Source organism: Halorhodospira halochloris, assembly GCF_002356555.2.
Taxonomy (GTDB): Bacteria; Pseudomonadota; Gammaproteobacteria; order Nitrococcales; family Halorhodospiraceae; genus Halorhodospira; species Halorhodospira halochloris.
Window position 1 is genome coordinate 1,747,115 of sequence record NZ_AP017372.2, and the last position, 22,332, is coordinate 1,769,446.

A 22,332-nucleotide genomic window follows, 5' to 3' on the forward strand; every position below is an offset into this window, starting at 1 on the left:
AGGTTCCCTTAAGGACAAATTCTATTTATCAACAGCTAGTTATTATTCCTAAGCAGAGCAGCGCCAGGCGAAACGTCCATGCCGTATTCAATTGCTAGGCGCACTAACTCAGCCTGATTTTTTACCTTGAGCCTTTCAAAGAGCTTTGCCTTATGGTTGCTGACAGTCTTTGGGCTCAGACACAGGTCAGCAGCAATATGGGCATTTTTATAGCCACTTATTATCCCCATAAGCACTTCACACTGGCGTTTTGATAAGCCATCAAAAGGGTTGCTTACCTCACCAGCCAGGCTTCTAATAGAGAACCATTGAGTAATACGCGGATCTATGTGCGGCTGCCCCATAGATAGATCTCGAATTGCTGCCCAAAGGTCTTCTTGTCGGCAGTTCTTTGTCAAACATCCAATCGCTCCTGCCCGAAGGGCCAGGGTTGCAAACGAATTCTGCACATTATTTATAATCACTAGTATGGCAGCATCTGGGGCATGACGAATAATGGCTTGCGTCGCTTCTAAGCCCCTCTGTGGATCACTCCAATCTATCACAACCACATTTGGTTGGCTCTCTCTTACCCTAGCAGTAGCTTCGTTGATGCTGCTCGACATCGCCGTTACTTCAATATCTGCTTGTGAACAGATAAGATTTCCTAGTGCATCACAGTTGAGCTGATGCCAATCAACGACTACTACTCTGATCATCCAAGCACTCCTTACTTACTCAAGGCTTGCTGTGAAGAAACCTGCAACCACCGCTTGCAGGAAGTGTCGCGCTCATGGGATTTCCCCATAAAAAAAGAGCGCACATTCTCCAAATTTTGCCTAGGAGACGCAATAATGGCCTACACGCCTATAAACACAGGCGATGTTATCGAGCTAGATCAAGCAAAGTGCACTAGTCATCCACTGAAAGACCTGTACATAGACAAAATCCCCCCTCCAGCAGTGGACCAACAAATCTGGTGTTATATGAGCTTCATCACCAGTCTGGATGGCCGGATCAGCCTCGATTTCGGCAAGGGCGCCTGTAGAGTTCCGCCACATCTCGCCAACCCCCGCGATTGGCGACTGTTTCAAGAATTGGCAGCACACAGCGACTGCCTGGTCACAACGAGTCGCTATCTGCGCGATCTACAAGCCGGCACGGCGCAAGCCCCACTACCTGTGGACGTGGCTTATCAGGATCTTATCTATTGGCGACTCGACAACGGGCTCAACAAACAACCTGATGTGGCCGTAATCGGCAGCTCAAGCGACTTTACACTACCCGCAGAATGGTTTGATCAAGGCAGACTGGTTTGGCTCTTTGCTCCCTCTAACACTGAAGCAGACAACCTCAGGCGACACCACAGCCTAGGCGCTCAAGTGGCTGCTTACTTCACAGGCAACCGCGCAGGAGGTAAGACCATAACCAGTACCCTATCGAGGCTAGGTTATCGGCGGGTGTTTTTTATCGGCGGCCCCCAACTATCACACTCACTGCTCGCAGATGACGCCCTCGATACGCTTTTTTTGACGATACGCCAGCGCATAATCGGCGGCCAACAAGGCAGCTACGAGAGCATTGTCGAAGGTCCAGCTTTAGAGCTGGGGTTAGATTTCGAGTTACGCTGGATATTTCTTGACACCGCAGCGGGCAATGAAGCCGGGCAGCTATTTACCCGTTACGACCGAATTCGCCATTCGGTATAAAGCGGTTTGCCGGTGCCACTCATCTGCCCCGGTGAGGAGGTCTCGGCGCCAGGGATGGCGCCATGAATCCTCCAAGGATGGATTGACGGCGTCCTCCACGCCGGGGCAGATGAGTGGCACCTGGGGAACCTGCTTAGCTCAGGCCGGCATCACTCGGCGCGGCCGCCGTGCGCTAGGACCCGCGGATTAAGCAGGCGCTGCAGCTCATCCTCAGAGAGCTCGGTCATCTCCCGCGCCACCTCAATCACCGGCCTGCCCTGCTGGTAAGCCTGCTTAGCAATCTGAGCTCCTTTCTCATAGCCAATAACCGAATTCAAGGCAGTAACCAAAATAGGATTACGATCAAGGGCATCGCGCAGATTAGCCTCGTTAACTGTAAAGCCGGCTATAGCGTCATGGCCAAGAACTCGTGCGGCATTAGCCAATAATTTAATACTTTTGAGCAGGTTTGCCGCTATCACAGGGAGCATGACATTAAGCTGGAAATTACCTGATTGACCGGCAACTGATATCGCAGTGTCATTACCCATTACCTGAGCACTAACCATCGACACTGATTCCGGGATAACTGGATTCACTTTACCAGGCATAATGCTCGAACCAGGCTGCAGTGCCGGTAAAGATATTTCGGCCAATCCAGCAAGGGGACCGCTGTTCATCCAGCGTAGATCATTGGCTATCTTCATCATAGAGACTGCAACGGTACGCAACTGACCCGATAGCTCAACCGCTGTATCCTGACTGGAAAGGGCCTCAAAACGATTAGCGGCCACCTGGAACGGGATACCACTTGATTCGGCCAGGATTGTACTTACCCTCTCGCCCAAATTAGGGTGGGCATTGATTCCTGTGCCTACCGCGGTACCGCCAATTGCCAGTGAGTGCAGCCGCGGCAAGGCACTTTCAACTCTAGCCACTCCAGATCGTATCTGCCGCGACCATCCGGACAACTCCTGACCGAGTGTAACCGGCATCGCATCCATGAGATGAGTTCTTCCGGTAGTAGTAACTTCAGCAAGCTCCTCGCTGCGCTCGTCTATGATGTCGGCCAAAGTGGTTAGCGCCGGCAATAGCTGATCGTGAACCTCAAGCGCGGCACTGACGTGAATTGCTGTCGGAATAACGTCGTTAGAGCTTTGCCCCATGTTGACGTGGTCATTAGGGTGCACCGAAACCCCGGATCGCTGCGCGGCCAGTTTGGCAATCACCTCGTTGGCATTCATATTACTTGAGGTACCAGAACCGGTCTGAAAGATATCGACCGGGAACTGATCGTCATGCTCATTACGCGCTACAGCATCGGCAGCTGCAGTTATGGCATCAGCAATCTCCGGATCAAGTCCGTCCAGTTCACGGTTGGCCCGAGCACACGCTGCCTTGACCATCCCCAACGCGCGTATAAAGGGAGCCGGCATAGGCTCGCCACTAACGGGGAAGTTGTTTACAGCACGCTGGGTCTGAGCACCGTAGAGGGCATCCTCAGGCACCCTTAGCTCACCCATGCTATCTCTTTCTATACGGTAACCTTGCACACTCATTAGTTCCTCTCTCCTCTCTTTTAATTGGGTTCTATGCCCGCAGCCAAGCGCATTGTAGAATATCGCTACCAATTTGGCATGGAGCAAAACCTGTGGAGCTCGATACACTGACCGCCATCTCGCCAAGCGATGGCCGCTATGCAGATAAAACCGCCCCGTTGCGCCCTTGGGTTAGCGAGTACGGGCTGATATACAACCGCGTCCTGGTCGAGGTACGCTGGTTTGAGGCGCTGGCCGCCGAGCCGGCCATAGGTGAAGTACCCCAGCTTTCTAGTGCAGCAGAGGATTTTCTCAACTCCCTGATCAACGAGTTCGATGCTTGTCAGGCACGCCGGGTAAAAGAGATAGAAGCAACAACTAACCACGACGTCAAAGCGGTAGAGTACTTTCTTAAGGAGCGTTTTGCGCAGAACCCTGAGCTAGCTCCCTACCATGAGTTTATCCACTTCTCTTGCACCTCTGAGGATATCAATAATCTATCCTGGGCCTGCATGCTGCGCGGCGCCCGCGATGAAGTAATGCTGCCCGCGATTGACCGGGTGATTGAGCAATTGCGCGCGCTAGCTCACGAGCATGCTGAAGTCGCCATGCTCTCCCGCACCCACGGCCAAAGCGCCTCACCCACGACCCTTGGCAAGGAACTCGCCAATGTAGTTTATCGCCTTCGTGAACAGCGCCACCGCTTAGCCACAATCGCGGCACAGGGTAAAATCAACGGCGCCGTAGGCAACTTCAACGCCCACTTAGTAACCTACCCGGAAGTAGATTGGCCAGCGTTAGGCAAGCGTTACGTGGAGACCCTAGGGCTGCGCTGGAACCCCTATACTACCCAGATTGAACCGCACGATTGGATTGCCGAAATGTTCGATGCCTATGGCCGAATCAATACGGTATTGCTCGATCTGAGCCGGGACCTGTGGGGGTATATATCGCTGGGCTATTTCGGTCAACGGTTAGTTGCGGGCGAAGTTGGCTCTTCAACCATGCCCCATAAGGTCAACCCGATAGATTTCGAGAATGCCGAGGGCAACTTAGGCGTTGCGACCGCGCTGCTCGATCACCTCGCCCGCAAACTCCCGGTATCTAGGTGGCAGCGCGACCTGAGTGACTCTACGGCACTGCGCAGTACAGGCTTAGGCCTCGCCCACACCCTAATAGCGCTACGATCTCTCGAGAAAGGCCTGGGCAAGCTTGAGGCCAACGAGCAGCGTATTGCTGCCGACCTAGAACCAGCCTGGGAGGTGCTTGCCGAAGCGATACAGACCGTGATGCGCCGCTATGGCGCCGATCAGCCATACGAGCAGCTCAAGGGTCTTACACGTGGTCAGGCGATTGATGAGGGCGCGGTAAAAGAATTCATCGAGGGGCTTGAACTACCGGAGGAGGCCAAAACCAAGCTGCGCGAACTCACGCCGAGCAACTACACCGGCAACGCCGCAGCACAGGCACGGAATTGTTAAGTGCCTATTGCGCAATGAAGTTGTCATAAAAAAACCTGACCTTACCCTCTGAGACGTGGTCAGCTATCGACTGGGCATAAGGGTGGCCATAACCGAAGCGCCGCGAACCGCGTAAGCCCTCATTGTAAGCTATGAGGGTTTCGCGCCAGCTGAGTCCCTGGTTTTGCAGATGGGCTAGATAGCAGGCTGCCACCTGCATGTTCCAGTGGTGGTCATATAGCAACTTAGCTATTATCTCTTCGTCCGTTGATAGCCCCTCATCCAGCTCAGGGCAGATAAAACTGATGACATCCTTGGCCGTGTGGAGTTTAAGCTGCATTACACCGTAGCTGCGCTTGCCGAAGCCGTGACGCCGATCACCTACCGGGCCAAAGCGGCCCATCCGCGTCTCTTGCACCAGAACACCCATCATTGCCATCCCTAGATCGTGGGGTTTACCCAACTCATAGGCTTGGCGCATAAGCTGTTCTTCATGATCGTTGAACCGAAAGTGCTGCGCGGTGACTGAACTAGATCCAAGCATTACACCGCTTACGAAGAAGAAGATTGCATACAACTTCAGGGTATCCGAGCATATAAATCTATTTTTATATATCATTCCAGGCCTCTTCACTGATCCTCTTCAGTCCACAAGCTCTCGGACCAACTCCCCCCGGTCCACTCTTTGCGCAGTCGCTGCCGATTGAGGGCCAACCACTGCAAAGCGATGATCGGCATTGCTGACCGCATACCACCCGAGAGTGCCTGCTCAATCGCCTCGTCAGCGCCTAGTACATGACTGAGGATATCCTCATTCTCGCCTGCAAGGCCGTGCACCCCGCCAGCTTGGCTACTATCACAGCGCCCGCAATAGATCATAACCCGCTCCGTGCTCCCGCCAGGACTAGGCAGGTAGTCCGCTATCAACTCCAGGTCACTAATCTCTAACCCGGCCTCTTCTTGTGCCTCACGATAAGCCACGCTGCGCGGCTCCTCGCCCGCCTCAGCTATACCGGCCACGGTCTCAATAAGCCAGGCACCGCGCGGATCATCAATGCATCCAACCCGAAACTGCTCAACCAATACGACCTCATCGCGCTCAGGATCGTATGGCAAAACGGCTACCGCTAGATCGCGAACCAAACACTCTCGAGTCAGCTCCGGGGTCATACCACCAGCAAACAAAGCATGGCGCAAACGGATACGCTCCATGCTCATGATGGCACCCTTAAAGAAGCACTCACGCTGCAAGATCTCATAACGATGGGCCATACTCTCCCCCGCAGTTACTCTTTATCAGTTGTGCCGATCCAGCACGGCAAAGCTTTCTACATGGGCAGTGTGCGGGAACATATCCATTATCCCTGCCGCACTAAGCTTAAACCCGTATTTATTAACTAGCGTACCGACATCACGAGCCAATGTGGCAGGGGCACAGGAGCAATAGACAACTCGCTCGGCACCGGTAGCAGCAACCGCACTTATCATCTGCGCCGCTCCCGAGCGCGGCGGATCGAGCAGCACCGCATCATATTGACCACGAAACTGCTCAATCGCGGCTTGCTCAGTCAGATCGGCGACAGCAAAGCTGGCGCTAACACTATTGGCAGCAGCATTCTGCTCGGCCCGTGCAACTAGAGCAGCATCTCCCTCAATTCCCGTCACTGCGCAGCCGGACTTGGCTAGCGGCAAGGTAAAGTTACCGAGCCCGCAAAACAGATCGAGTATCCGTCGTCCTGAGGCGGGTTGCAGCCACTCCAGAGCGCGCCCCACCATGGCAGCGTTGATCTGGGCATTTATCTGAGTGAAATCGGTCGGCTCAAAACTCAACTCGATACCGATCTGGTCTATGGCGTAGGACAATCTTGGCTGCTCCGGAAAGACCGGGGTAACTGTGCTCTCATCGCCGGGTTGACGCAGCACAGCCAAACCAGTTGTGGCGGCAAATTCACTAAGCCGCTGCAGATCAGCCTCACTCAGCGACTCTAAATGACGAAAGACCAGAGCTGCCTGCTCATCACCACAAGCTACCTCTATCTGCGGTATCTTATCTGGTATAGAAAGCGATTCAATAAGTCGAGCTAGCTCGCCTATTCGCTCGCCTACCCGGGGATCGAGGACTGGGCATGACTGTAGCGGGGCAACCAGAGGGCTGTGCTTTTCGCGAAAGCCAACCAAGACGCCACCTTTTTTGGGCACTAATCGCACCGCCAGCCTAGCCTTACGCCGATACCCCCAACTAGGCCCTGTCAACGCTGGCAGCCATTGCTCCGGACTGACGCCGCCAATCCTCTCGAGCTGCTCGCTTAGCACCCGCTCCTTATGCTCTATCTGCGCCTGGGCAGGGATATGCTGCAAGGCGCAGCCGCCACATACTCCAAAATGTGGGCAGCCTGGCTCTATGCGCTCTGCTGCAGGCTCAATAATCTCAACTGCGCATGCTTCGGCCAGCGAGCGGCGCAGCTTGGTATAACGATAGCGCACCAATTCATCTTCAAGGGCAAAGTCAACAAAGACCGGCCTGCCTTTATCATCATGAGTTATACCGCGACCCTCATGACTGAATCCGCTTATCCGCGCCTCAACAAGCTCTTTAGGTAAGCGCCTCTTACGTCCCACACCAAGCCTCCAGAAAGGCCTGCAGGTGGGGCTTGTCGGTGGACTCGCCCAGAGCTGTAGCCACTCGCTCCGTCTCCAACTTATATTCAGCAGCATCGAGTGCGCCGCGAAAATGCTGAAAGCGTAGATATAGCAGGTAAGTATTCAACACATCGGTCTCACAATAATCACGCACTTGCCCAAGCTCACCGCGGGCTACGGCATCTGCCACATCTGCCCCGCTCATCCCCATCTTGCCCGGCAGCCCACACATGGTTGCTATTTGATCAAGCGGCGCGGCACCGCGTAACTGATAGCAAGAGAGGACATCCATAAGATCGGTATGGCGCTCGTGATAGCGGTTTATGTAATTGTTAAAGCGAAAGCTACTATCGCCTTGACCATTCTCCCAGTAACGCGGGGCAGTTACTGCATGGATAAGAGCGCGGTGGTGGATCACGGGGATATCGAAACCGCTACCATTCCAAGAGACCAGATCAGGGACAAAACGCTCAAGACCATCGAAAAAGCGCTCAATGAGCTGTTTTTCCCCATCTTCTAGGTCGCCCAATGACCAGACCCTAAACCGACCATTAATCACCCCGGCGAGAGATATGGCCACTATCTTGTGAAGATGCAAACGGTGGAACTCGCTGCCAATCTCCTGACGGCGCCGGGCAGCCATGGCGCGCGCCACATCTTCGTCCTGCAAATCGTCGAGACCAAAGACCAACCGTCCCCCTTCAAGGTCGGGAACAGTCTCGATATCAAAGGCTAGAACATTTCCCACGCGTTTCTGCTCCTACCAGGTTAATTTTGCCCCGCAACTATAATCACGAACGCCACAGCGTAATCGCGTTCATCGCTAAGGCTCAAATGAATTTCACTTACCTTGAGAGCCTCGCCGCGTTTAGCCGCACCATCAAGCAGCCGCAACCCAGGCTTACCAAGTCTGTCATGCCCTACCTCCAAGCTGCGCAGCCCGACCCCATCGCGAAAACCGGTACCCAACGCCTTGGCTGCGGCCTCTTTCGCCGCAAAGCGGCGGGCTAAAAAGGCGACCTCATTGGCAACGCAGGAATCGAACAGATCAAACTCATGGGGAGTAAGAATGCGCTGAGCCAGCCTTTCGCCATGACGCTGCCAGGCCTTGCGCATGCGCTCAATTGCCACAATATCTGTGCCAATGCCTGCAATCATGCGAATCTCATCAGCCGTTTCATCTCTGCGACTGCTGGCGCTAGGCCGGTGAAGATAGCCCGGGCAACTATGGCATGACCGATATTAAGCTCAGCCACTTGAGGCCAAGCCGCTATGGCTTCGACATTGTGGTAATGCAAACCGTGTCCGGCGTTAACCTGTAGACCAAGTTGCCCTGCATACTCAACTGCTCGCTGCAAACGCGCTAGTTCCTTACCTCGCGCTTGCAGGTCCGGGGCATCTGCATATGCACCAGTGTGCAGTTCTATCACCGGAGCCCCGACATTCAGCGCAGCATCAATTTGCTCGCTTTCCGGATCGATGAACAGAGACACCCGTATGCCAGCCTCTGCAAGTTGCTGACAAGCGCGGCGCACCCTTTCCGGATCGGCTGCCACATCCAGCCCGCCCTCAGTGGTAAGCTCCTCACGCCGCTCCGGAACAAGGCAGCAGTCGGTGGGCTGCAGAGACCTGGCAATACCGACCATCTCCTCAGTGACTGCCATTTCGAGATTAACGCGGGTCTGGACGTGGCGCAGTAGCTCCTCGACATCACGATCTTGGATATGCCGTCGGTCTTCGCGCAGGTGAACGGTAATGGCATCGGCCCCACCGCGCTCAGCCTCGGCAGCAGCGTATAGTATATTTGGATAACGGGTACCCCTAGCCTGGCGAAGAGTGGCGACGTGATCTATATTTACACCGAGTTGGATTGGAGTCGTACGCATTTGAGCTAGTCTTTGCTCCGCTGGTTGAATTCTAGCTTGTTATCGATGTATCAATTGGGATTAACCTGACAGGCCCCGCCTAGAGGCAACGCCCCTAAACATCTCCCGGCTATGTAGTCGCTTGCCATTAAGGTGCTTATCGATAACCGCGCGCAGCAGTTGGCGCGACTCTAGGCGCCCCGGATCCTGCCCTAAATAATCTTTATCCCCCTCAGCTAGGGCCAGCAGAGTGGCCCCGCCAACCATCACGGCAACATCACCAGCACGGGAGTGGCCTTGAGCTGCCGCGGCCGCAACCGGCACCGGGCCGCGTTGAGGGTAGTATAAGTAACTCGCTGATCTTTGTATCTGGGCACCGTGGACATCTTCATGCACGGCCAATCCGTAGCCACACTCCTCCAGCAAGGCAACCTCAAAACAGCGCAAAAGTGGTTCTCGCCGCTGATCCATAATACCATCCAGGGCTATACCATAAGCTTGCCAGGTCCGGGGATGAGGATCCTCACGACGAGTAAGAGCCATAATCAGCTCTGCCATATAGAAGCCACAGGCAAGAGCAACCCCGCTGAGCCGATACGATCTTCCTGCCTGTTCCAGATCGTTGATACTTTTCAACTCACTACGGCCACCCCAACTCACCCGAAGCGGCACAAAAGGCTCGATAAGAGCGCTCCAGCCGCGATTTTTGACTCCCCGCGCTACCGCTCCCAAACGGCCATGCTCATAGGTAAAAAGCTCCAGCAGGGCGCTGGTCTCACGGTAAGGCCGCCTATGCAGAATCCATGCTGGTTGCTGCTCAATCCGTGTAGCCAAATTCATGCAAAGCGCGCCGATCGTCGGTCCAATGCTCTTTGACCTTGACCCACAATTCTAGATGTGCCTGCTGTTCGAGCAGTTCTTCGATCTGTTGGCGTGCCAAACTGCCGACTTTTTTTAGGCGTTTTCCTCCTTGGCCAATAACTATAGGTTTCTGTGCTGAGCGCTCCACCCAAACCACTGCACCGATCCGAGTCAAACTCTCTCCAATCTGCAGCTCTTCTATCTGCACCGTGGTCGAATAGGGTAGCTCATCACCAAGGGCAACTATCAACTGTTCCCTGATCAGCTCACCGATTCGAAAGGCCGTGTCTCTATCGGTGATCTGCTCAGCAGGAAAGAGTGCCGGCCCCTGCGGCAAACGCTTCACCACCTCTAGCTGTAATTCTTCCAGATTGGTCCCGCGAGTTGCTGAAACCGGGACCACGGCTGCGAAATCACGCAATTTCGTGAGCCGCTCTAAATGGGGCAAAAGCTTGCGCTTGTCTTTTACCCGATCAACTTGATTGACCGCGAGTATGACCGGAACGTCAACGCCTTCTAGCGCCCCCAGAGCGCTATCATCCGCATCCCGCCACTCCAAGCCACAGCAGACAAAGAGAGCTAGATCGATATCTTCCAGTGCCCCCAAGGCAGCGCGATTGAGCTGACGATTGAGTGCTCGTTTTTCATGTTGATGCAAGCCTGGGGTGTCGACAAATACGACTTGCGTACCGCCACCATTGAGCACTCCGAGAATACGGTGTCGGGTAGTCTGCGGCTTGCGCGTCGCTATGCTGACCTTCTCACCTAGCAGGGCATTGAGCAGGGTCGACTTGCCGACATTGGGCCGGCCCAGAATAGCGCACATTCCGCTATGCTCTAGCATTAATTTTGCCCTCTTGAGTTCTCCATGGACTACTACGCCTCTTCACCACCCAAAACCCCCAACATCGTCGCTGCAGCCTGCTGCTCTGCCTGCCTTCTGCTCCCCGCCTCGCCAACACTCCTCTGCTCAGAGTCGACCAGCCGACACTCAACGCGAAACATTTGGTGATGGGCACGGCCACTGACATCGAGGACCTGGTACTCCGGCAAGGGCCGACGGGTTGACTGCAGCTTTTCCTGCAGGCGTGTTTTTGGGTCCTTGAGCAGACCTTCATCAGGCAGAGAATCGAGCCGCTCTCTATAAAGGGCAACTACCATCGCTGCCACCGAGTAAAAATCACTATCTAAGTACGCGGCACCTATAACGGCCTCGAGGGTATCGGCCAGGATTGAATCGCGACGATGGCCACCGCTCTTCAATTCGCCCCCGCCCAAGCGCAGATGAGAGCCTAAATTCAGCCCCCGAGCAATCTCAGCCAATGTCGAACGATTTACCAAACTCGCCCTCAGCCGCGACAAAGAACCTTCGCTATCCTGCGGCCGGCGGCGAAATATCTCCTGAGCAATCACGAAGTTAAGAACAGAATCACCCAGAAACTCCAAACGCTCATTGTGCCTAGCCGCGGCACTGCGATGGGTTAGAGCCTCCTGCAGTAGACCGATCTCATTAAAACGGTATCCTAGCTGGTGCTGCAGCTCTTGAAGATCTGACATACTTGGCTACTCAATGCGCTGACCGATGCGATCCCAGGCTAATCCGCCCTCCTCACTATCCCAACTCATCCATATCATCATTGCCCGACCCGCCAAATAGTCATCCGACACAGGCCCCCATACCCGGCTATCAGCACTCCGATCCCGATTATCGCCGACGGTAAAGTAGTGGCCTTCAGGAACCGTATATGTAAAGCTACCAGTCGCCGGCTCCTCATGATGGATTATACGGTACTCGTTATCATCAGCCTGCTCTCTGTAGACGCGAGCCGAGCCCCCTGCGTCGGAGCGCTGATAAGGGCCGACATGGCTCTGCTCGAGAGGCTCGCCGTTAACATAGAATACCCGGTTCTGATAGCTGATTTCATCACCAGGCAGGCCAATCACGCGCTTTATATAATCCTGGCTAGGATCGCGCGGATACCGAAAGACCGCCACCTCACCACGCTCAGGCTCACCTTCACCAAACAGCCGAGTGCGCAGCAACGGCAAGCGGATTCCGTATGCCGACTTATTCACCAGGATAAAATCACCCGCCTGCAGGGTCGGCAACATCGACCCAGAGGGGATGCGAAACGGCTCAGCAATAAACGAGCGCAACAGCAAAACAATAAGGATAATAGGGAACAGCGAGCGAGGCAGATCGATATACCACGGATCTTGAGAACGATCTACGCCCTCACGCTCGCGCAACCACTTATCCCACCCCCACACCAGAGCGGTCAATATAGTCAGGACTACCAGCAACAACTCAAAGTTCATGGCGTTTCCAGTTATTCTAAGGTTATTGGGGATTGGCTAATCCGGCTCACTCTTTAGCACTGTCAACTCGCAACACCGCAAGGAAGGCATCCTGAGGTATCTCCACCTTGCCAACTTGCTTCATGCGTTTTTTACCCTCTTTTTGTTTCTCCAGCAGCTTGCGTTTGCGGGTCACGTCACCGCCGTAGCATTTAGCCGTAACGTTTTTACGCATCGCCTTAACCGTGCTGCGGGCAATTATCTGGTTACCTATAGCCGCTTGAATAGCCACCTCAAACATCTGTCGCGGGATTATCTCCTTGAGCTTTTCAACCAAAGAGCGTCCCCTGTGGTATGAATGCTCGCGATGGACTATGTTCGACAGTGCATCTACCTTGTCGCCATTTATTAATACGTCCAGCTTGACTAGGTCATCGCCTTGGAAGCGCTTCAGCTCATAGTCAAAAGAGGCGAACCCCCGGGTAGCCGATTTCAAGCGGTCGAAGAAGTCCAGCACCACTTCACTTAGCGGCATCTCATAGATCAAGGAGATCTGCTGCCCGACATACTGCATCTCTTTCTGAACCCCGCGCTTCTCCTCACACAGGGCCAAGACATTACCAACCAACTCCTGTGGCACCAGGATACTGGCTTCGATGATTGGTTCACGGATCTCCTCAATCTCCCCTATCGGCGGTAGATTGGCCGGATTATCAATCTCTAGCTGCTGACCATCTTTGGTTATTACGTGGTGAACAACGGTCGGCGCGGTAGTCACTAAATCGAGGCCGTACTCTCGCTCCAAGCGCTCCTGGATAATTTCCATATGGAGCATACCGAGAAAACCGACCCGGAAGCCAAAGCCGAGTGCCTGCGAGCTCTCCGGCTCGTAGTTTAAGGCTGAATCGTTTAGGCGCAGTTTTCCTAGGGCGTTGCGCAAGGCCTCAAAGTCATCAGAAGAACTTGGGAAGAGCCCAGCAAAGACTCGTGGCTGGACCTGTTTAAAACCGGGGACCGGATCGGCAGCCGGACGGGACTGATGGGTAAGGGTAGCGCCCACCGGAGCGCCATCAATATCCTTAATGCCAGCCACAACATAGCCGACCTGACCGGGTAAAAGCCGCTCACAAGGCGTTCTCTTGGGAGTAAAGATGCCGATCTCGTCGACCTGAAACTCCCGACCCGTAGCCATTACCTGAATCTTATCGCCTTTGCGCAGCTCGCCGTCAAAGACCCGCGCCAAGGTAACCACACCCAGATAATTATCGAACCAGGAGTCCATTATTAGCGCCTTAAGCGGCTCCTGCGGCTGCCCTTTGGGCGGGGGAATCCTAGCTACCAAGGCCTCAAGCAGGTCATCGACACCCTCGCCGGTCTTAGCACTAACCATAAGCGCTTCACTGGCATCTAGGCCGATTATCTCCTCAATTTGCTCTAGCACCCGCTCTGGCTCGGCCGAGGGCAAGTCGATCTTATTGAGTACCGGAATCACCTCAAGATCTTGCTCAATTGCGGTATAACAATTGGCCACGCTCTGCGCCTCCACTCCTTGTGACGCATCGACTACGAGCAGGGCACCCTCACAGGCAGCCAAGGAGCGTGACACCTCATAGGAGAAGTCGACGTGGCCGGGGGTATCGATAAAATTCAATTCGTAGGTCTGACCATCCCGCGCTTTATACTGGAGCGAGACACTCTGCGCTTTAATGGTAATACCCCTTTCGCGCTCCAGATCCATGGAATCCAGAACCTGTTCGTTCATCTCACGGTCGGTAAGGGTTCCAGCCATTTGGATGAACCGATCAGATAAGGTGGATTTACCATGGTCGATGTGGGCAATAATCGAGAAGTTGCGGATGTTCTCCATACCTGGCGCGTCCTATTTGTCGCCGTCACAAAAACAAAAAAACGCCCCGCACTTGAGCAAAGGCGCTCATATTCTACCTTTTTAAGGTCCCTATGGGAGACTATCAGGGCACTTGCAGAGCGAGGAAACTCGGCTGCCCGTCGCGGATAACTAGCACCGGTACCGAACTGCCGCTCTCTAAGTCCTCGGCCAGGGTGGCAAATTCTTCTGCGGATGAGACCGGCTGATGATCTAGAGTAACCAAGATATCGCCAGGCTGGAACCCGGCATCTATCGCCTCCTGACCGCTAACCTCTGTTACAAGCACACCCCCGTCACTCTTTTCGAGATCTAATCTAGAGCGCTCCTCTTCCCGCAAAGGCTCAACTCTAATCCCAACAGCACTTGCCTCTCCTTGCTCTACATTACCCTGCTCGTCATCCGCAGCGGGCTCAGCGATTCGGCTATCATCGGGCAGAGGCTTTATATCTACCTCAACACTCTTCTTTTCACCATCGCGCAAAACTACGACTTCAACAGTAGAACCGACCTCCGCCCTACCTACTATTGGCGGCAATGCTGCAGAGCTATCCACTGAACGGCCTGCAAACTCAAGTATAACATCACCGCTCTTGATTCCAGCGTCCGCGGCTGGGCCATCTTCTAGCAATTCTGCGACTAGTGCCCCATACGGCCTATCAAGGCCGAACCCCGCCGCCAGTTCGCGGGTAACATCTTGAATCATTACTCCTAACCAACCGCGCTGCACCTGGCCAGTCTCTTGCAGCTGCTCTGCAACCTCCATTGCCAATTCAATGGGTATGGCGAACGAGAGCCCCATGAAACCGCCTGTGCGGCTATAGATCTGCGAGTTGATTCCTACCACCTCGCCGTCGAGATTAAACAGAGGGCCGCCGGAATTGCCGGGATTTATAGCAACATCTGTCTGGATGTAAGGTACGTAGTTACCATGAGGCAAGGAGCGACCCTTGGCCGATACTATCCCTGATGTAACTGAATGCTCAAAGCCGAATGGCGACCCGATGGCAAGCACCCATTCGCCAACCGCCAAGTCTTCGCCACTGCCGATACTGACGGTCGGCAGAGACTCGGCGTCGATCTGCAACACTGCCAAATCGGTACGCTCATCGGCCCCTATGACCTCGGCCTCAAGCTCACGACCATCGGAGAGGCGTACAATGATCTCTTGCGCACGGGCAGTTACGTGGTCATTGGTGAGGATGATACCGTCGCTGCCGATGATAAAACCTGACCCCAGCGACTCGCCATCCTTCCCAAACGGATCCGGCATTGGCTGCCCGTGAGGATGGCCCGGAGTGCCTTCGGGCATACCTTGACGTGGGGCTTGATGCGGGTCAGGCAATGACTCCTGTCCAGGATCTAATCCCTCTGGAAGAAAATCGTACTGCTGAAACTGTTGACGGGTACTTATATTAACGACAGCGGCGCGATTCTCGCGCACCAGATCGACGAAATCAGGCAATTGAGCGAGACAGGACGGGCTGAAAAAGAACATAGCCAGCAGGGCGAAGGCTGTCCAACCCTGCCAAAACCCGTGCCTAATTCCATTCATGCGCTTGCAGACCTCCAATAAGCGAAGGTCAACTCACTCTCACTCCGTCTATCCAGGTGTCAGCTAATTTTGCCAACAAAAAGCACAACTAGACGGCTCAAGGCGCAGCTGCACGTTGACCTTCAAATGACTCGTACGACTCTATAGGGTCATCGCTACCAGGCACAACCTCTGGCACACCAGGATACCCATGATATTTACTTCTATCCCCGCTCTGCTCGGCTTGTGGCGGTTGGCGACGCTCTAGCTCTGCCCCACTGACACGCTCGACATTGTGCCAAGGTTCAGCAAAACCGACGTCAGCACCTACTGGCATAGTCGCGCCGCCACTGCTCACAGCCTGACTTTCAGCAGGCTGTTGCTGCTCAGCTGCAGGACGGCCAGATTGACTCTCCGTACCTATATCAGCCTGCTGCTGAGCAGGGGGTGGCTGCGGCACCTCACCTGCCTGATCACCCGCATACTGCATATTTCCCTGCCACCATAACACGGATACGAGCGCAACGCTCGCTGCTATGGATCCGCCTAAAGCAGGGCGACGCCAATTGAAGGCGGAACTACCACTGTGCCCAGGCTTCGCCTCGTGCTCCAATGCGGCATGTACCCGCTCGGCCAAACCTGCTCGTGGATATTCTGGGAGGTTGCGCTGCAATGCATCGCGCATCACGAAATAACGAGCCAGGCGCTCACGGACCGACCTGTCGTGACCTATACGGCGAAGAACAAAAGCCTGCTCCTCTTTGCTCAACTCACCGTCGACCAGGGCCGATAGCTGCTCGTCGAGACGATCCTGTTCATCTTTTGTGGACATAACCAACCCCTCCCGTTACACCTCAGCGTTGCTCGGCAAGCGGCCGCAAACGCTTATCTATGGCCTCGCGGGCTCGAAATATCCGCGACCGAACAGTACCGACAGGGCAATCCATTACCTGCGATATCTCCTGATAGCTCAAGCCTTCAAGCTCGCGCAGAGTGATTGCTGTTTGCAGCTCTTCAGGCAAGGCCTCAATGGCCCCCACTACCGCACGCTCTATCTCCTCTCGAGCAACTTCTGCCTCCGGCGTATCTTGATCCCGTAAAACGGTATCTATATCAAATCGCTCTGCATCCTCTGCATCGACGTCAGAATCCGGAGGCCGGCGATTCTGCGCCACAAGATGATTCTTCGCCGTGTTAACGCCTATCCTGTACAACCAGGTATAAAAACTACTGTCGCCTCTGAAGCTGTCCAAGGCACGATAGGCCTTTATAAAGGCCTCTTGACCGACATCCTGAGCCTCTTGCGGATCCCGCACGTAGCGCCCTATCAGCTTGACAAGCTTCTGCTGATAGCGCAGCACCAAAACGTCATAGGCTTGTTTATCGCCAGCCTGGGCTCGCTTAACAAGCTCTCTGTCCGCTTCCCTGGATATGGTCACTACCGGTCCCCTCCTGTGCTCGCGCAACATGCCCCACACGTACGCTGCACATTAAGGGAGAGCGGAGCCGACAGCAACTGGGCCCAAAGCCGCTCAATCCTAGATCTGCTATGCTTGTAGACACTCTGGCAAGGCGTGAGTTCGCACACTATCAAAAATTATCGGTGATTTGAGGATGGGTGATTTGCCGCGGTCAACCCGACCATGCGAAGCTTGGCAGACTATCCGATGCATGTACAGTAGCGCAAGTAAATGGCAAAACAACGCAAAGCATACGATGTCTTAATCATTGGCACCGGTTTGGCGGGGCTAACCGTCGCCCTCCAACTGCCGGAGAGATTGCGTATAGGGATCCTGTCCAAGGGCGCTATGACCGACGGGGCAACGCCTTATGCCCAGGGCGGGGTCTCTGCGGCCATTGATGCCACTGACTCGGTCGATGCCCATGTCGAGGACACCCTTGAGGCAGGTGCCGGACTGAGTGACCACTATATCAGCCGATTAGTCGCGACACAGGCGCGTGAGGCTATCGAGTGGCTGATCGACAAGCAGGTTCCTTTCTCGCGTATTCACCCCGGCGCCGGAACAACCGGACTGCACCTCCACCAGGAAGGTGGCCACAGCCATCGCCGCGTTGTCCACGCTGAAGACGCTACGGGCTTGGCAATATCGCATACCCTGACATCGATCATCGAGCGGCGGGCAAACATAGAGCTGCTCGAGGGACGCTACGCGATAGACTTAATAACTGGTTCACGCCTAGGACTGGCTCAAGATCGTTGCTACGGGGCATACGTCTATAACTCTGCAACGGAATTGGTCGAATTGATCCACTCCCCCTGCGCGGTCCTGGCTTGTGGAGGAGCAAGCAAGGTCTACCTTTACTCGACCAGCCCCTATGCCGCAACCGGTGATGGCATTGCCATGGCCTGGCGCGCCGGCTGCCGTGTTGCCAACCTGGAATTCAACCAGTTTCACCCCACCTGCCTTTATCACCCCCAGGAGCGCTCGTTCCTGATTAGCGAAGCGGTAAGAGGTGAGGGAGGAAAACTCCTTTTGCCTGATGGCCAAAGGTTTATGGACCGCTTCGATGAGCGCGGCGAACTGGCACCTCGCGACGTGGTGGCCCGCGCCATTGACCATGAGATGAAGCGACTAGGGGCGGATTGCCTATACCTAGATATCAGCCACCGCCCTGCAGAATTAATCCGCGAGCGCTTTCCGAACATCCACAAGCGCTGCCTCGAACTCGGTCTGGATATGACCCGGGATCCACTGCCAGTTGTGCCTGCAGCCCACTATACCTGCGGCGGGGTGGTCACCGATGAGGCTGGGCGCACCGGCGTCCCCGGGCTATATGCAGTTGGGGAGACCGCCTGTACCGGCCTGCACGGGGCCAATCGACTGGCTAGCAATTCGCTGCTTGAGTGCCTGATATTCGGTTCAGCTGCAGCGCGGGATATAGCCGCTAGCGGAGCGCGCCATGAGTCTCTTCCGCAACTACCCGCCTGGGATGAAAGCCGAGTAACAGATTCTGATGAGCAGGTCGTTGTCAGCCACAACTGGGCAGAAATCCGGCGCGCGATGTGGAATTATGTTGGTATTGTCCGAACCGACCGGCGATTAGAGAGAGCGAGCCGCAGGATCGATCTACTAATGCGGGAAGTTCATGAATTTTATACCCACTTCCGGGTCAGCGGCGATCTGATCGAACTGCGCAACCTCATCCTGGTAGCTCAACTAACCGTCCGCTGTGCCGCGCGCCGTCGCGAAAGCCGGGGACTGCACTACACCCTGGATTTTCCATCCCCCGATGAGGCACAGAAGTCGAGTACCTTGCTTGTGCCGGCACGGCCGCGACCTTTTGCACATTTGCGCAGCCGGGGCAGATAAAGGCCCTTTGGCATCACCGACGGATGGCGCAAACCCTCTCGCGGAGCGCCCTATGGCAGTTCTCAGCAAACAGAAAACGCGGTAGTGTAAGGCAGTAGAGCTGCTTATCACTCGCTCGCAAGCAGATGACAACTAAGTATGGATGGACAAAAGAGGCCCTCAGGGTTGCTACCATGCGCCTGCCGGACTTGGTGCGCAAATAGATCATGCCATTAGGAGCGAAATGGCAGGTATCAACCCGCTCTGCCCTCCGCCATAACCTGTAATCCGGGAAAAGGGCAGCTGTGACAGCGAGTATGAAGAGCACAACCAGCCAGCCGTTGGCCGCACCCAGCAATGGGAATGTCAGGGCTGTTAGCAGTGCAACAGACAGCGCAGCCAACAAGACTACCCCATTACCTTTAGGACTTATACATAGATTGCCTGATCCGCTCGACAATTCTGGCTAACTCCCCTTCCGTGGGATCGCTACCGAAGATCAACCACTCCTGGAGCAGGTGATCTTCCTGCTCAAGCAGGTCATAAAAGGCAGCTTGACCTGAGGCGTCAAGCTGCTCAAATCCACCTTCTTCGACGAACCTACCTAGGACCAAATCCAGCTCTTTGGTCCCGCGCCGGCATCGCCAGCGCAACTGCTGCAGTGTCAACAGATCAAACCTCGCGCTCGGCGAGCAAACGCTTCACCTTTGCTATGGCCTTGCCCGGATTCAAGCCCTTAGGACAAGTAGCCGTACAGTTCATGATGGTATGGCAGCGGAACAGCCGGTAGGCATCGTTAGCCAAGTCGAGCCGCTCCTCTGTTGCCTCATCCCGACTATCGGCAATCCACCGATAAAGCTGCAGCAGTGCCGCGGGGCCCAGATAACGATCACTGTTCCACCAATAGCTTGGGCAAGATGCCGAGCAGCAGGCACAAAGGATGCATTCGTAAAGCCCGTCCAGGGCTTCACGCTCCTCTTTGGACTGATACCGTTCATGATCTGGTGGGGTGGCAGTCTGCGTCTTGATCCACGGCTCAAGGGCTGCGTACTGGCCGTAGAAGTGGGTCATATCCGGCACCAAATCCTTGATTACATGCAGATGAGGCAATGGATAGACCTTTACATCCCCCTTTATCTCCTCAAGCTCCTTAGTACAAGCTAGCGTATTGACACCATCGATATTCATCGCGCAGGAGCCACAGATGCCTTCACGGCAGGAGCGCCGGAAGGTCAAAGTCGGATCAATCTCATCCTTTATCTTAAGCAAAACGTCCAGAACCTTGGCGCCGGTGCGATTGGCATCAAGGATGAAGGTGTCCATCCGCGGATTATCGCCACTCTCCGGATCATAGCGGTAGATACGCACCCGCCGCGTCTCGCCACCGCCCTCCGCGGCATCGTAGACCTTGCCCTTGCGAACCCGGGAGTTGGCCGGAAGTATGAACTGTGCCATTGCTCTCTTCCCTTAGCTGATCAGTATACCCGCGCCTGCAGCGGGACGCTCTCTACTTCGTCGGTCAGAGTGTTGAGATGGACCGGACGCTCATCAAGGCTAACCTTGCCGTTTTGCTGCAGGCTAGCGAGGGAGTGTTTCAACCAATTCTGGTCATCGCGCTCGGGGAAGTCCTCACGCGCATGGGCCCCTCTACTCTCCTGGCGATTACGTGCCGAGTGGATAGTGGTAACTGCGCAACCGAGGAGATTTTCCAGCTCCAGAGTCTCGATCAAATCCGAGTTCCAGATCAATGAGCGGTCGCGAACCGCAACATCCTCAAAAGACTTCAGTACTTTGTCCATGCGCTTGCAGCCCTCGTCCAGGACTTCACCGGTGCGGAAGACCGCAGCGTATTGCTGCATGGTATGTTGCATATCATCCCGTATCTGCGCCGTAGACTTGCTGCCATCGGCGTAGAGCAGGCGTTCCAAACGCTCTAGCGCCGGGTCTGCGCTGCCCTCAGGCAGACGCTGGTGCGGTTTGCCGCGACCACCAATGACCTCAGCGGCCCGATGCGCTGCAGCGCGGCCAAAGACGACCAGATCAAGCAGGGAGTTGGAACCCAAGCGGTTTGCACCGTGCACAGAGACACAAGCAGCTTCACCAATCGCCATTAGCCCTGGCACCACCGCATCAGGGTTATCGCCGTCACGGCGCACTACCTCGCCGTAGTGGTTGGTAGGAATACCGCCCATATTGTAGTGGACAGTAGGGATAACCGGTATGGGCTCCTTGGTAACATCAACCCCGGCAAATATGCGGGCCAGATCTGAGATACCAGGTAGGCGTTCGTGGATAACATCCTCGTCAAGGTGCTCAACATGCAGATATATGTGGTCCCCTTTAGCTCCCACGCCCCGGCCTTCGCGGATCTCCATGGTCATTGACCGTGATACCACGTCACGCGAAGCGAGATCTTGGGCATTCGGCGCATACCGCGGCATGAACCTCTCACCCTTGGAGTTGGTCAAGTAACCACCCTCGCCGCGGACCCCCTCACTAATCAAGCAGCCGGCACCATAGATTCCGGTGGGGTGAAACTGGACAAACTCCATGTCCTGCAATGGCAGCCCGGCGCGCAGCACCATACCGTTACCATCTCCAGTGCAGGTGTGCGCTGAGGTGCAGGAGAAGTAAGCACGCCCGTAACCGCCGGTGGCGAGGACCACCTGATGGGCACGGAAGATGTGCACTGTCCCGGTCTCCATATCCAGCGTTACAACGCCGCGGCAGACGCCATCATCCATGATCAAGTCGATGGCAAAGTGCTCAATATAGAACTCGGCCCTGTGCTTGAGGGCCTGCTGATAAAGGGTGTGAAGGATTGCGTGACCTGTCCTATCCGCGGCTGCACAGGTGCGCTGCGCAGTGCCCTGGCCAAAATGGGTTGTCATGCCGCCGAACGGGCGCTGGTAAATCTTACCATCATCAGTGCGCGAAAAAGGCACGCCATAATGCTCAAGCTCAATTATCGCGGGGGCTGCCTCGCGACACATGTACTCAATGGCGTCCTGATCCCCGAGCCAATCGGAGCCTTTCACCGTGTCATACATATGCCAGCGCCAGTCGTCCTCGCCCATGTTCCCCAGCGCAGCGGAAACCCCGCCCTGAGCTGCGACAGTGTGGCTACGAGTGGGAAAGACCTTGGTCACACAGGCAGTATTTAGGCCTTGCTCGGCCATACCGAAGGTGGCGCGGAGACCGGCCCCGCCAGCCCCGACAACGACTACATCGTAGGCGTGCTCAACCGTGTTTATCGCGTGAGTCATGTGCGCT

At 55.2% G+C, this 22,332-nt stretch carries 23 protein-coding genes; 3 read left to right on the forward strand and 20 right to left on the reverse strand.

Translation table 11 applies throughout. The annotated features are described in order from the left end of the window. Positions 1–35: 35 nt before the first annotated feature. Positions 36–698: a LuxR C-terminal-related transcriptional regulator gene (locus HH1059_RS07970; protein ID WP_096409682.1), complete on the reverse strand. Its 663-nt coding sequence runs from the start codon at positions 696–698 to the stop codon at positions 36–38. Between the two features lie 135 nt (positions 699–833). Here HH1059_RS07970 and HH1059_RS07975 point away from each other — a divergent pair, with 135 nt between their 5' ends. After that, on the forward strand, positions 834–1,688 hold the full coding sequence (locus tag HH1059_RS07975; protein ID WP_162549450.1) for a RibD family protein: 855 nt from the start codon (positions 834–836) through the stop codon (positions 1,686–1,688). Positions 1,689–1,837: 149 nt separating this feature from the next. Here the strand turns inward: HH1059_RS07975 and HH1059_RS07980 are convergent, their stop codons facing one another. After that, the gene (locus HH1059_RS07980; RefSeq protein ID WP_096409684.1) at positions 1,838–3,226 is read right to left on the reverse strand and encodes a class II fumarate hydratase; all 1,389 of its coding nucleotides are present in this window, start codon (positions 3,224–3,226) and stop codon (positions 1,838–1,840) included. 92 nt (positions 3,227–3,318) lie between these two features. Here HH1059_RS07980 and purB point away from each other — a divergent pair, with 92 nt between their 5' ends. Next, positions 3,319–4,686, forward strand: a complete 1,368-nt coding sequence (gene purB, locus HH1059_RS07985) for an adenylosuccinate lyase (RefSeq protein ID WP_096409685.1) — start codon at positions 3,319–3,321, stop codon at positions 4,684–4,686. Between the two features lie 4 nt (positions 4,687–4,690). On the opposite strand, the gene HH1059_RS07990 is transcribed toward purB, so the two are convergent. From HH1059_RS07990 to rpoE, 14 genes are all read right to left on the reverse strand, one after another. After that, complete coding sequence (locus tag HH1059_RS07990) at positions 4,691–5,284, reverse strand: transglycosylase SLT domain-containing protein (RefSeq protein WP_096409686.1); 594 nt, start codon at positions 5,282–5,284, stop codon at positions 4,691–4,693. An 11-nt stretch (positions 5,285–5,295) separates the two neighbouring features. Further along, on the reverse strand, positions 5,296–5,937 hold the full coding sequence (locus HH1059_RS07995) for an NUDIX domain-containing protein (RefSeq protein WP_096409687.1): 642 nt from the start codon (positions 5,935–5,937) through the stop codon (positions 5,296–5,298). 24 nt (positions 5,938–5,961) lie between these two features. Then, positions 5,962–7,284 carry a 23S rRNA (uracil(1939)-C(5))-methyltransferase RlmD gene (rlmD, locus tag HH1059_RS08000; protein ID WP_170113003.1) on the reverse strand — a complete coding sequence of 441 codons (1,323 nt, stop codon included), beginning with the start codon at positions 7,282–7,284 and terminating at the stop codon, positions 5,962–5,964. Then, positions 7,274–8,053 carry a 3'-5' exonuclease gene (locus tag HH1059_RS08005; RefSeq protein WP_096409689.1) on the reverse strand — a complete coding sequence of 260 codons (780 nt, stop codon included), beginning with the start codon at positions 8,051–8,053 and terminating at the stop codon, positions 7,274–7,276. Before HH1059_RS08005 ends, rlmD begins: the two co-directional genes overlap by 11 nt. 20 nt (positions 8,054–8,073) lie before the next feature. Next, entirely contained in the window at positions 8,074–8,463 is a 390-nt protein-coding gene (gene acpS, locus HH1059_RS08010; protein WP_096409690.1) for a holo-ACP synthase, read from the reverse strand. Then, positions 8,460–9,191, reverse strand: a complete 732-nt coding sequence (gene pdxJ, locus HH1059_RS08015; protein WP_096409691.1) for a pyridoxine 5'-phosphate synthase — start codon at positions 9,189–9,191, stop codon at positions 8,460–8,462. The genes acpS and pdxJ overlap by 4 nt, the downstream gene beginning before the upstream one ends. Before the next feature lie 60 nt (positions 9,192–9,251). Then, positions 9,252–10,010, reverse strand: a complete 759-nt coding sequence (recO, locus tag HH1059_RS08020; RefSeq protein WP_096409692.1) for a DNA repair protein RecO — start codon at positions 10,008–10,010, stop codon at positions 9,252–9,254. Next, complete coding sequence (era, locus tag HH1059_RS08025) at positions 9,988–10,875, reverse strand: GTPase Era (protein ID WP_096409693.1); 888 nt, start codon at positions 10,873–10,875, stop codon at positions 9,988–9,990. The genes recO and era overlap by 23 nt, the downstream gene beginning before the upstream one ends. A gap of 32 nt (positions 10,876–10,907) precedes the next feature. Further along, positions 10,908–11,588, reverse strand: a complete 681-nt coding sequence (gene rnc, locus HH1059_RS08030; RefSeq protein WP_096409694.1) for a ribonuclease III — start codon at positions 11,586–11,588, stop codon at positions 10,908–10,910. Positions 11,589–11,594: 6 nt separating this feature from the next. Next, a complete protein-coding gene (gene lepB, locus HH1059_RS08035) occupies positions 11,595–12,350 on the reverse strand; it encodes a signal peptidase I (protein ID WP_096409695.1) in 756 nt (251 codons plus the stop codon). Between the two features lie 46 nt (positions 12,351–12,396). After that, positions 12,397–14,196, reverse strand: a complete 1,800-nt coding sequence (gene lepA, locus HH1059_RS08040; RefSeq protein WP_096409696.1) for a translation elongation factor 4 — start codon at positions 14,194–14,196, stop codon at positions 12,397–12,399. Between the two features lie 103 nt (positions 14,197–14,299). Next, entirely contained in the window at positions 14,300–15,769 is a 1,470-nt protein-coding gene (locus HH1059_RS08045; RefSeq protein WP_096409697.1) for a Do family serine endopeptidase, read from the reverse strand. Positions 15,770–15,866: 97 nt separating this feature from the next. Next, a complete protein-coding gene (locus tag HH1059_RS08050) occupies positions 15,867–16,580 on the reverse strand; it encodes a sigma-E factor negative regulatory protein (RefSeq protein ID WP_096409698.1) in 714 nt (237 codons plus the stop codon). Between the two features lie 22 nt (positions 16,581–16,602). Further along, a complete protein-coding gene (gene rpoE, locus HH1059_RS08055) occupies positions 16,603–17,187 on the reverse strand; it encodes an RNA polymerase sigma factor RpoE (protein ID WP_276309269.1) in 585 nt (194 codons plus the stop codon). A gap of 252 nt (positions 17,188–17,439) precedes the next feature. On the opposite strand from rpoE, the gene nadB reads away from it, so the two are divergent. Then, positions 17,440–19,080 (forward strand): L-aspartate oxidase, encoded by a 1,641-nt coding sequence (gene nadB, locus HH1059_RS08060; protein WP_096409700.1) that lies wholly within the window; start codon positions 17,440–17,442, stop codon positions 19,078–19,080. A gap of 13 nt (positions 19,081–19,093) precedes the next feature. On the opposite strand, the gene HH1059_RS08065 is transcribed toward nadB, so the two are convergent. From HH1059_RS08065 to sdhA, 4 genes are read right to left on the reverse strand one after another with little or no spacing between them, the layout of a single operon-like run. Beyond that, positions 19,094–19,462: a hypothetical protein gene (locus tag HH1059_RS08065; protein WP_162549452.1), complete on the reverse strand. Its 369-nt coding sequence runs from the start codon at positions 19,460–19,462 to the stop codon at positions 19,094–19,096. A gap of 19 nt (positions 19,463–19,481) precedes the next feature. Further along, on the reverse strand, positions 19,482–19,727 hold the full coding sequence (locus tag HH1059_RS08070; protein ID WP_231901910.1) for an FAD assembly factor SdhE: 246 nt from the start codon (positions 19,725–19,727) through the stop codon (positions 19,482–19,484). A gap of 4 nt (positions 19,728–19,731) precedes the next feature. Beyond that, the gene (locus HH1059_RS08075) at positions 19,732–20,514 is read right to left on the reverse strand and encodes a succinate dehydrogenase iron-sulfur subunit (RefSeq protein WP_096409703.1); all 783 of its coding nucleotides are present in this window, start codon (positions 20,512–20,514) and stop codon (positions 19,732–19,734) included. 20 nt (positions 20,515–20,534) lie between these two features. Further along, positions 20,535–22,325 carry a succinate dehydrogenase flavoprotein subunit gene (sdhA, locus tag HH1059_RS08080; RefSeq protein ID WP_096409704.1) on the reverse strand — a complete coding sequence of 597 codons (1,791 nt, stop codon included), beginning with the start codon at positions 22,323–22,325 and terminating at the stop codon, positions 20,535–20,537. Positions 22,326–22,332 lie beyond the last annotated feature (7 nt).

Coding starts and splice junctions, on each gene's coding strand:
- HH1059_RS07970 (WP_096409682.1), bottom strand. CDS start 698: ATGATCAGAGTAGTAGTCGTTGATTGGCATCAGCTCAACTGTGATGCA.
- HH1059_RS07975 (WP_162549450.1), top strand. CDS start 834: ATGGCCTACACGCCTATAAACACAGGCGATGTTATCGAGCTAGATCAA.
- HH1059_RS07980 (WP_096409684.1), bottom strand. CDS start 3,226: ATGAGTGTGCAAGGTTACCGTATAGAAAGAGATAGCATGGGTGAGCTA.
- HH1059_RS07990 (WP_096409686.1), bottom strand. CDS start 5,284: ATGATATATAAAAATAGATTTATATGCTCGGATACCCTGAAGTTGTAT.
- HH1059_RS07995 (WP_096409687.1), bottom strand. CDS start 5,937: ATGGCCCATCGTTATGAGATCTTGCAGCGTGAGTGCTTCTTTAAGGGT.
- acpS (WP_096409690.1), bottom strand. CDS start 8,463: ATGATTGCAGGCATTGGCACAGATATTGTGGCAATTGAGCGCATGCGC.
- pdxJ (WP_096409691.1), bottom strand. CDS start 9,191: ATGCGTACGACTCCAATCCAACTCGGTGTAAATATAGATCACGTCGCC.
- recO (WP_096409692.1), bottom strand. CDS start 10,010: ATGAATTTGGCTACACGGATTGAGCAGCAACCAGCATGGATTCTGCAT.
- era (WP_096409693.1), bottom strand. CDS start 10,875: ATGCTAGAGCATAGCGGAATGTGCGCTATTCTGGGCCGGCCCAATGTC.
- rnc (WP_096409694.1), bottom strand. CDS start 11,588: ATGTCAGATCTTCAAGAGCTGCAGCACCAGCTAGGATACCGTTTTAAT.
- lepB (WP_096409695.1), bottom strand. CDS start 12,350: ATGAACTTTGAGTTGTTGCTGGTAGTCCTGACTATATTGACCGCTCTG.
- lepA (WP_096409696.1), bottom strand. CDS start 14,196: ATGGAGAACATCCGCAACTTCTCGATTATTGCCCACATCGACCATGGT.
- HH1059_RS08045 (WP_096409697.1), bottom strand. CDS start 15,769: ATGAATGGAATTAGGCACGGGTTTTGGCAGGGTTGGACAGCCTTCGCC.
- HH1059_RS08050 (WP_096409698.1), bottom strand. CDS start 16,580: ATGTCCACAAAAGATGAACAGGATCGTCTCGACGAGCAGCTATCGGCC.
- nadB (WP_096409700.1), top strand. CDS start 17,440: ATGGCAAAACAACGCAAAGCATACGATGTCTTAATCATTGGCACCGGT.
- HH1059_RS08075 (WP_096409703.1), bottom strand. CDS start 20,514: ATGGCACAGTTCATACTTCCGGCCAACTCCCGGGTTCGCAAGGGCAAG.
- sdhA (WP_096409704.1), bottom strand. CDS start 22,325: ATGACTCACGCGATAAACACGGTTGAGCACGCCTACGATGTAGTCGTT.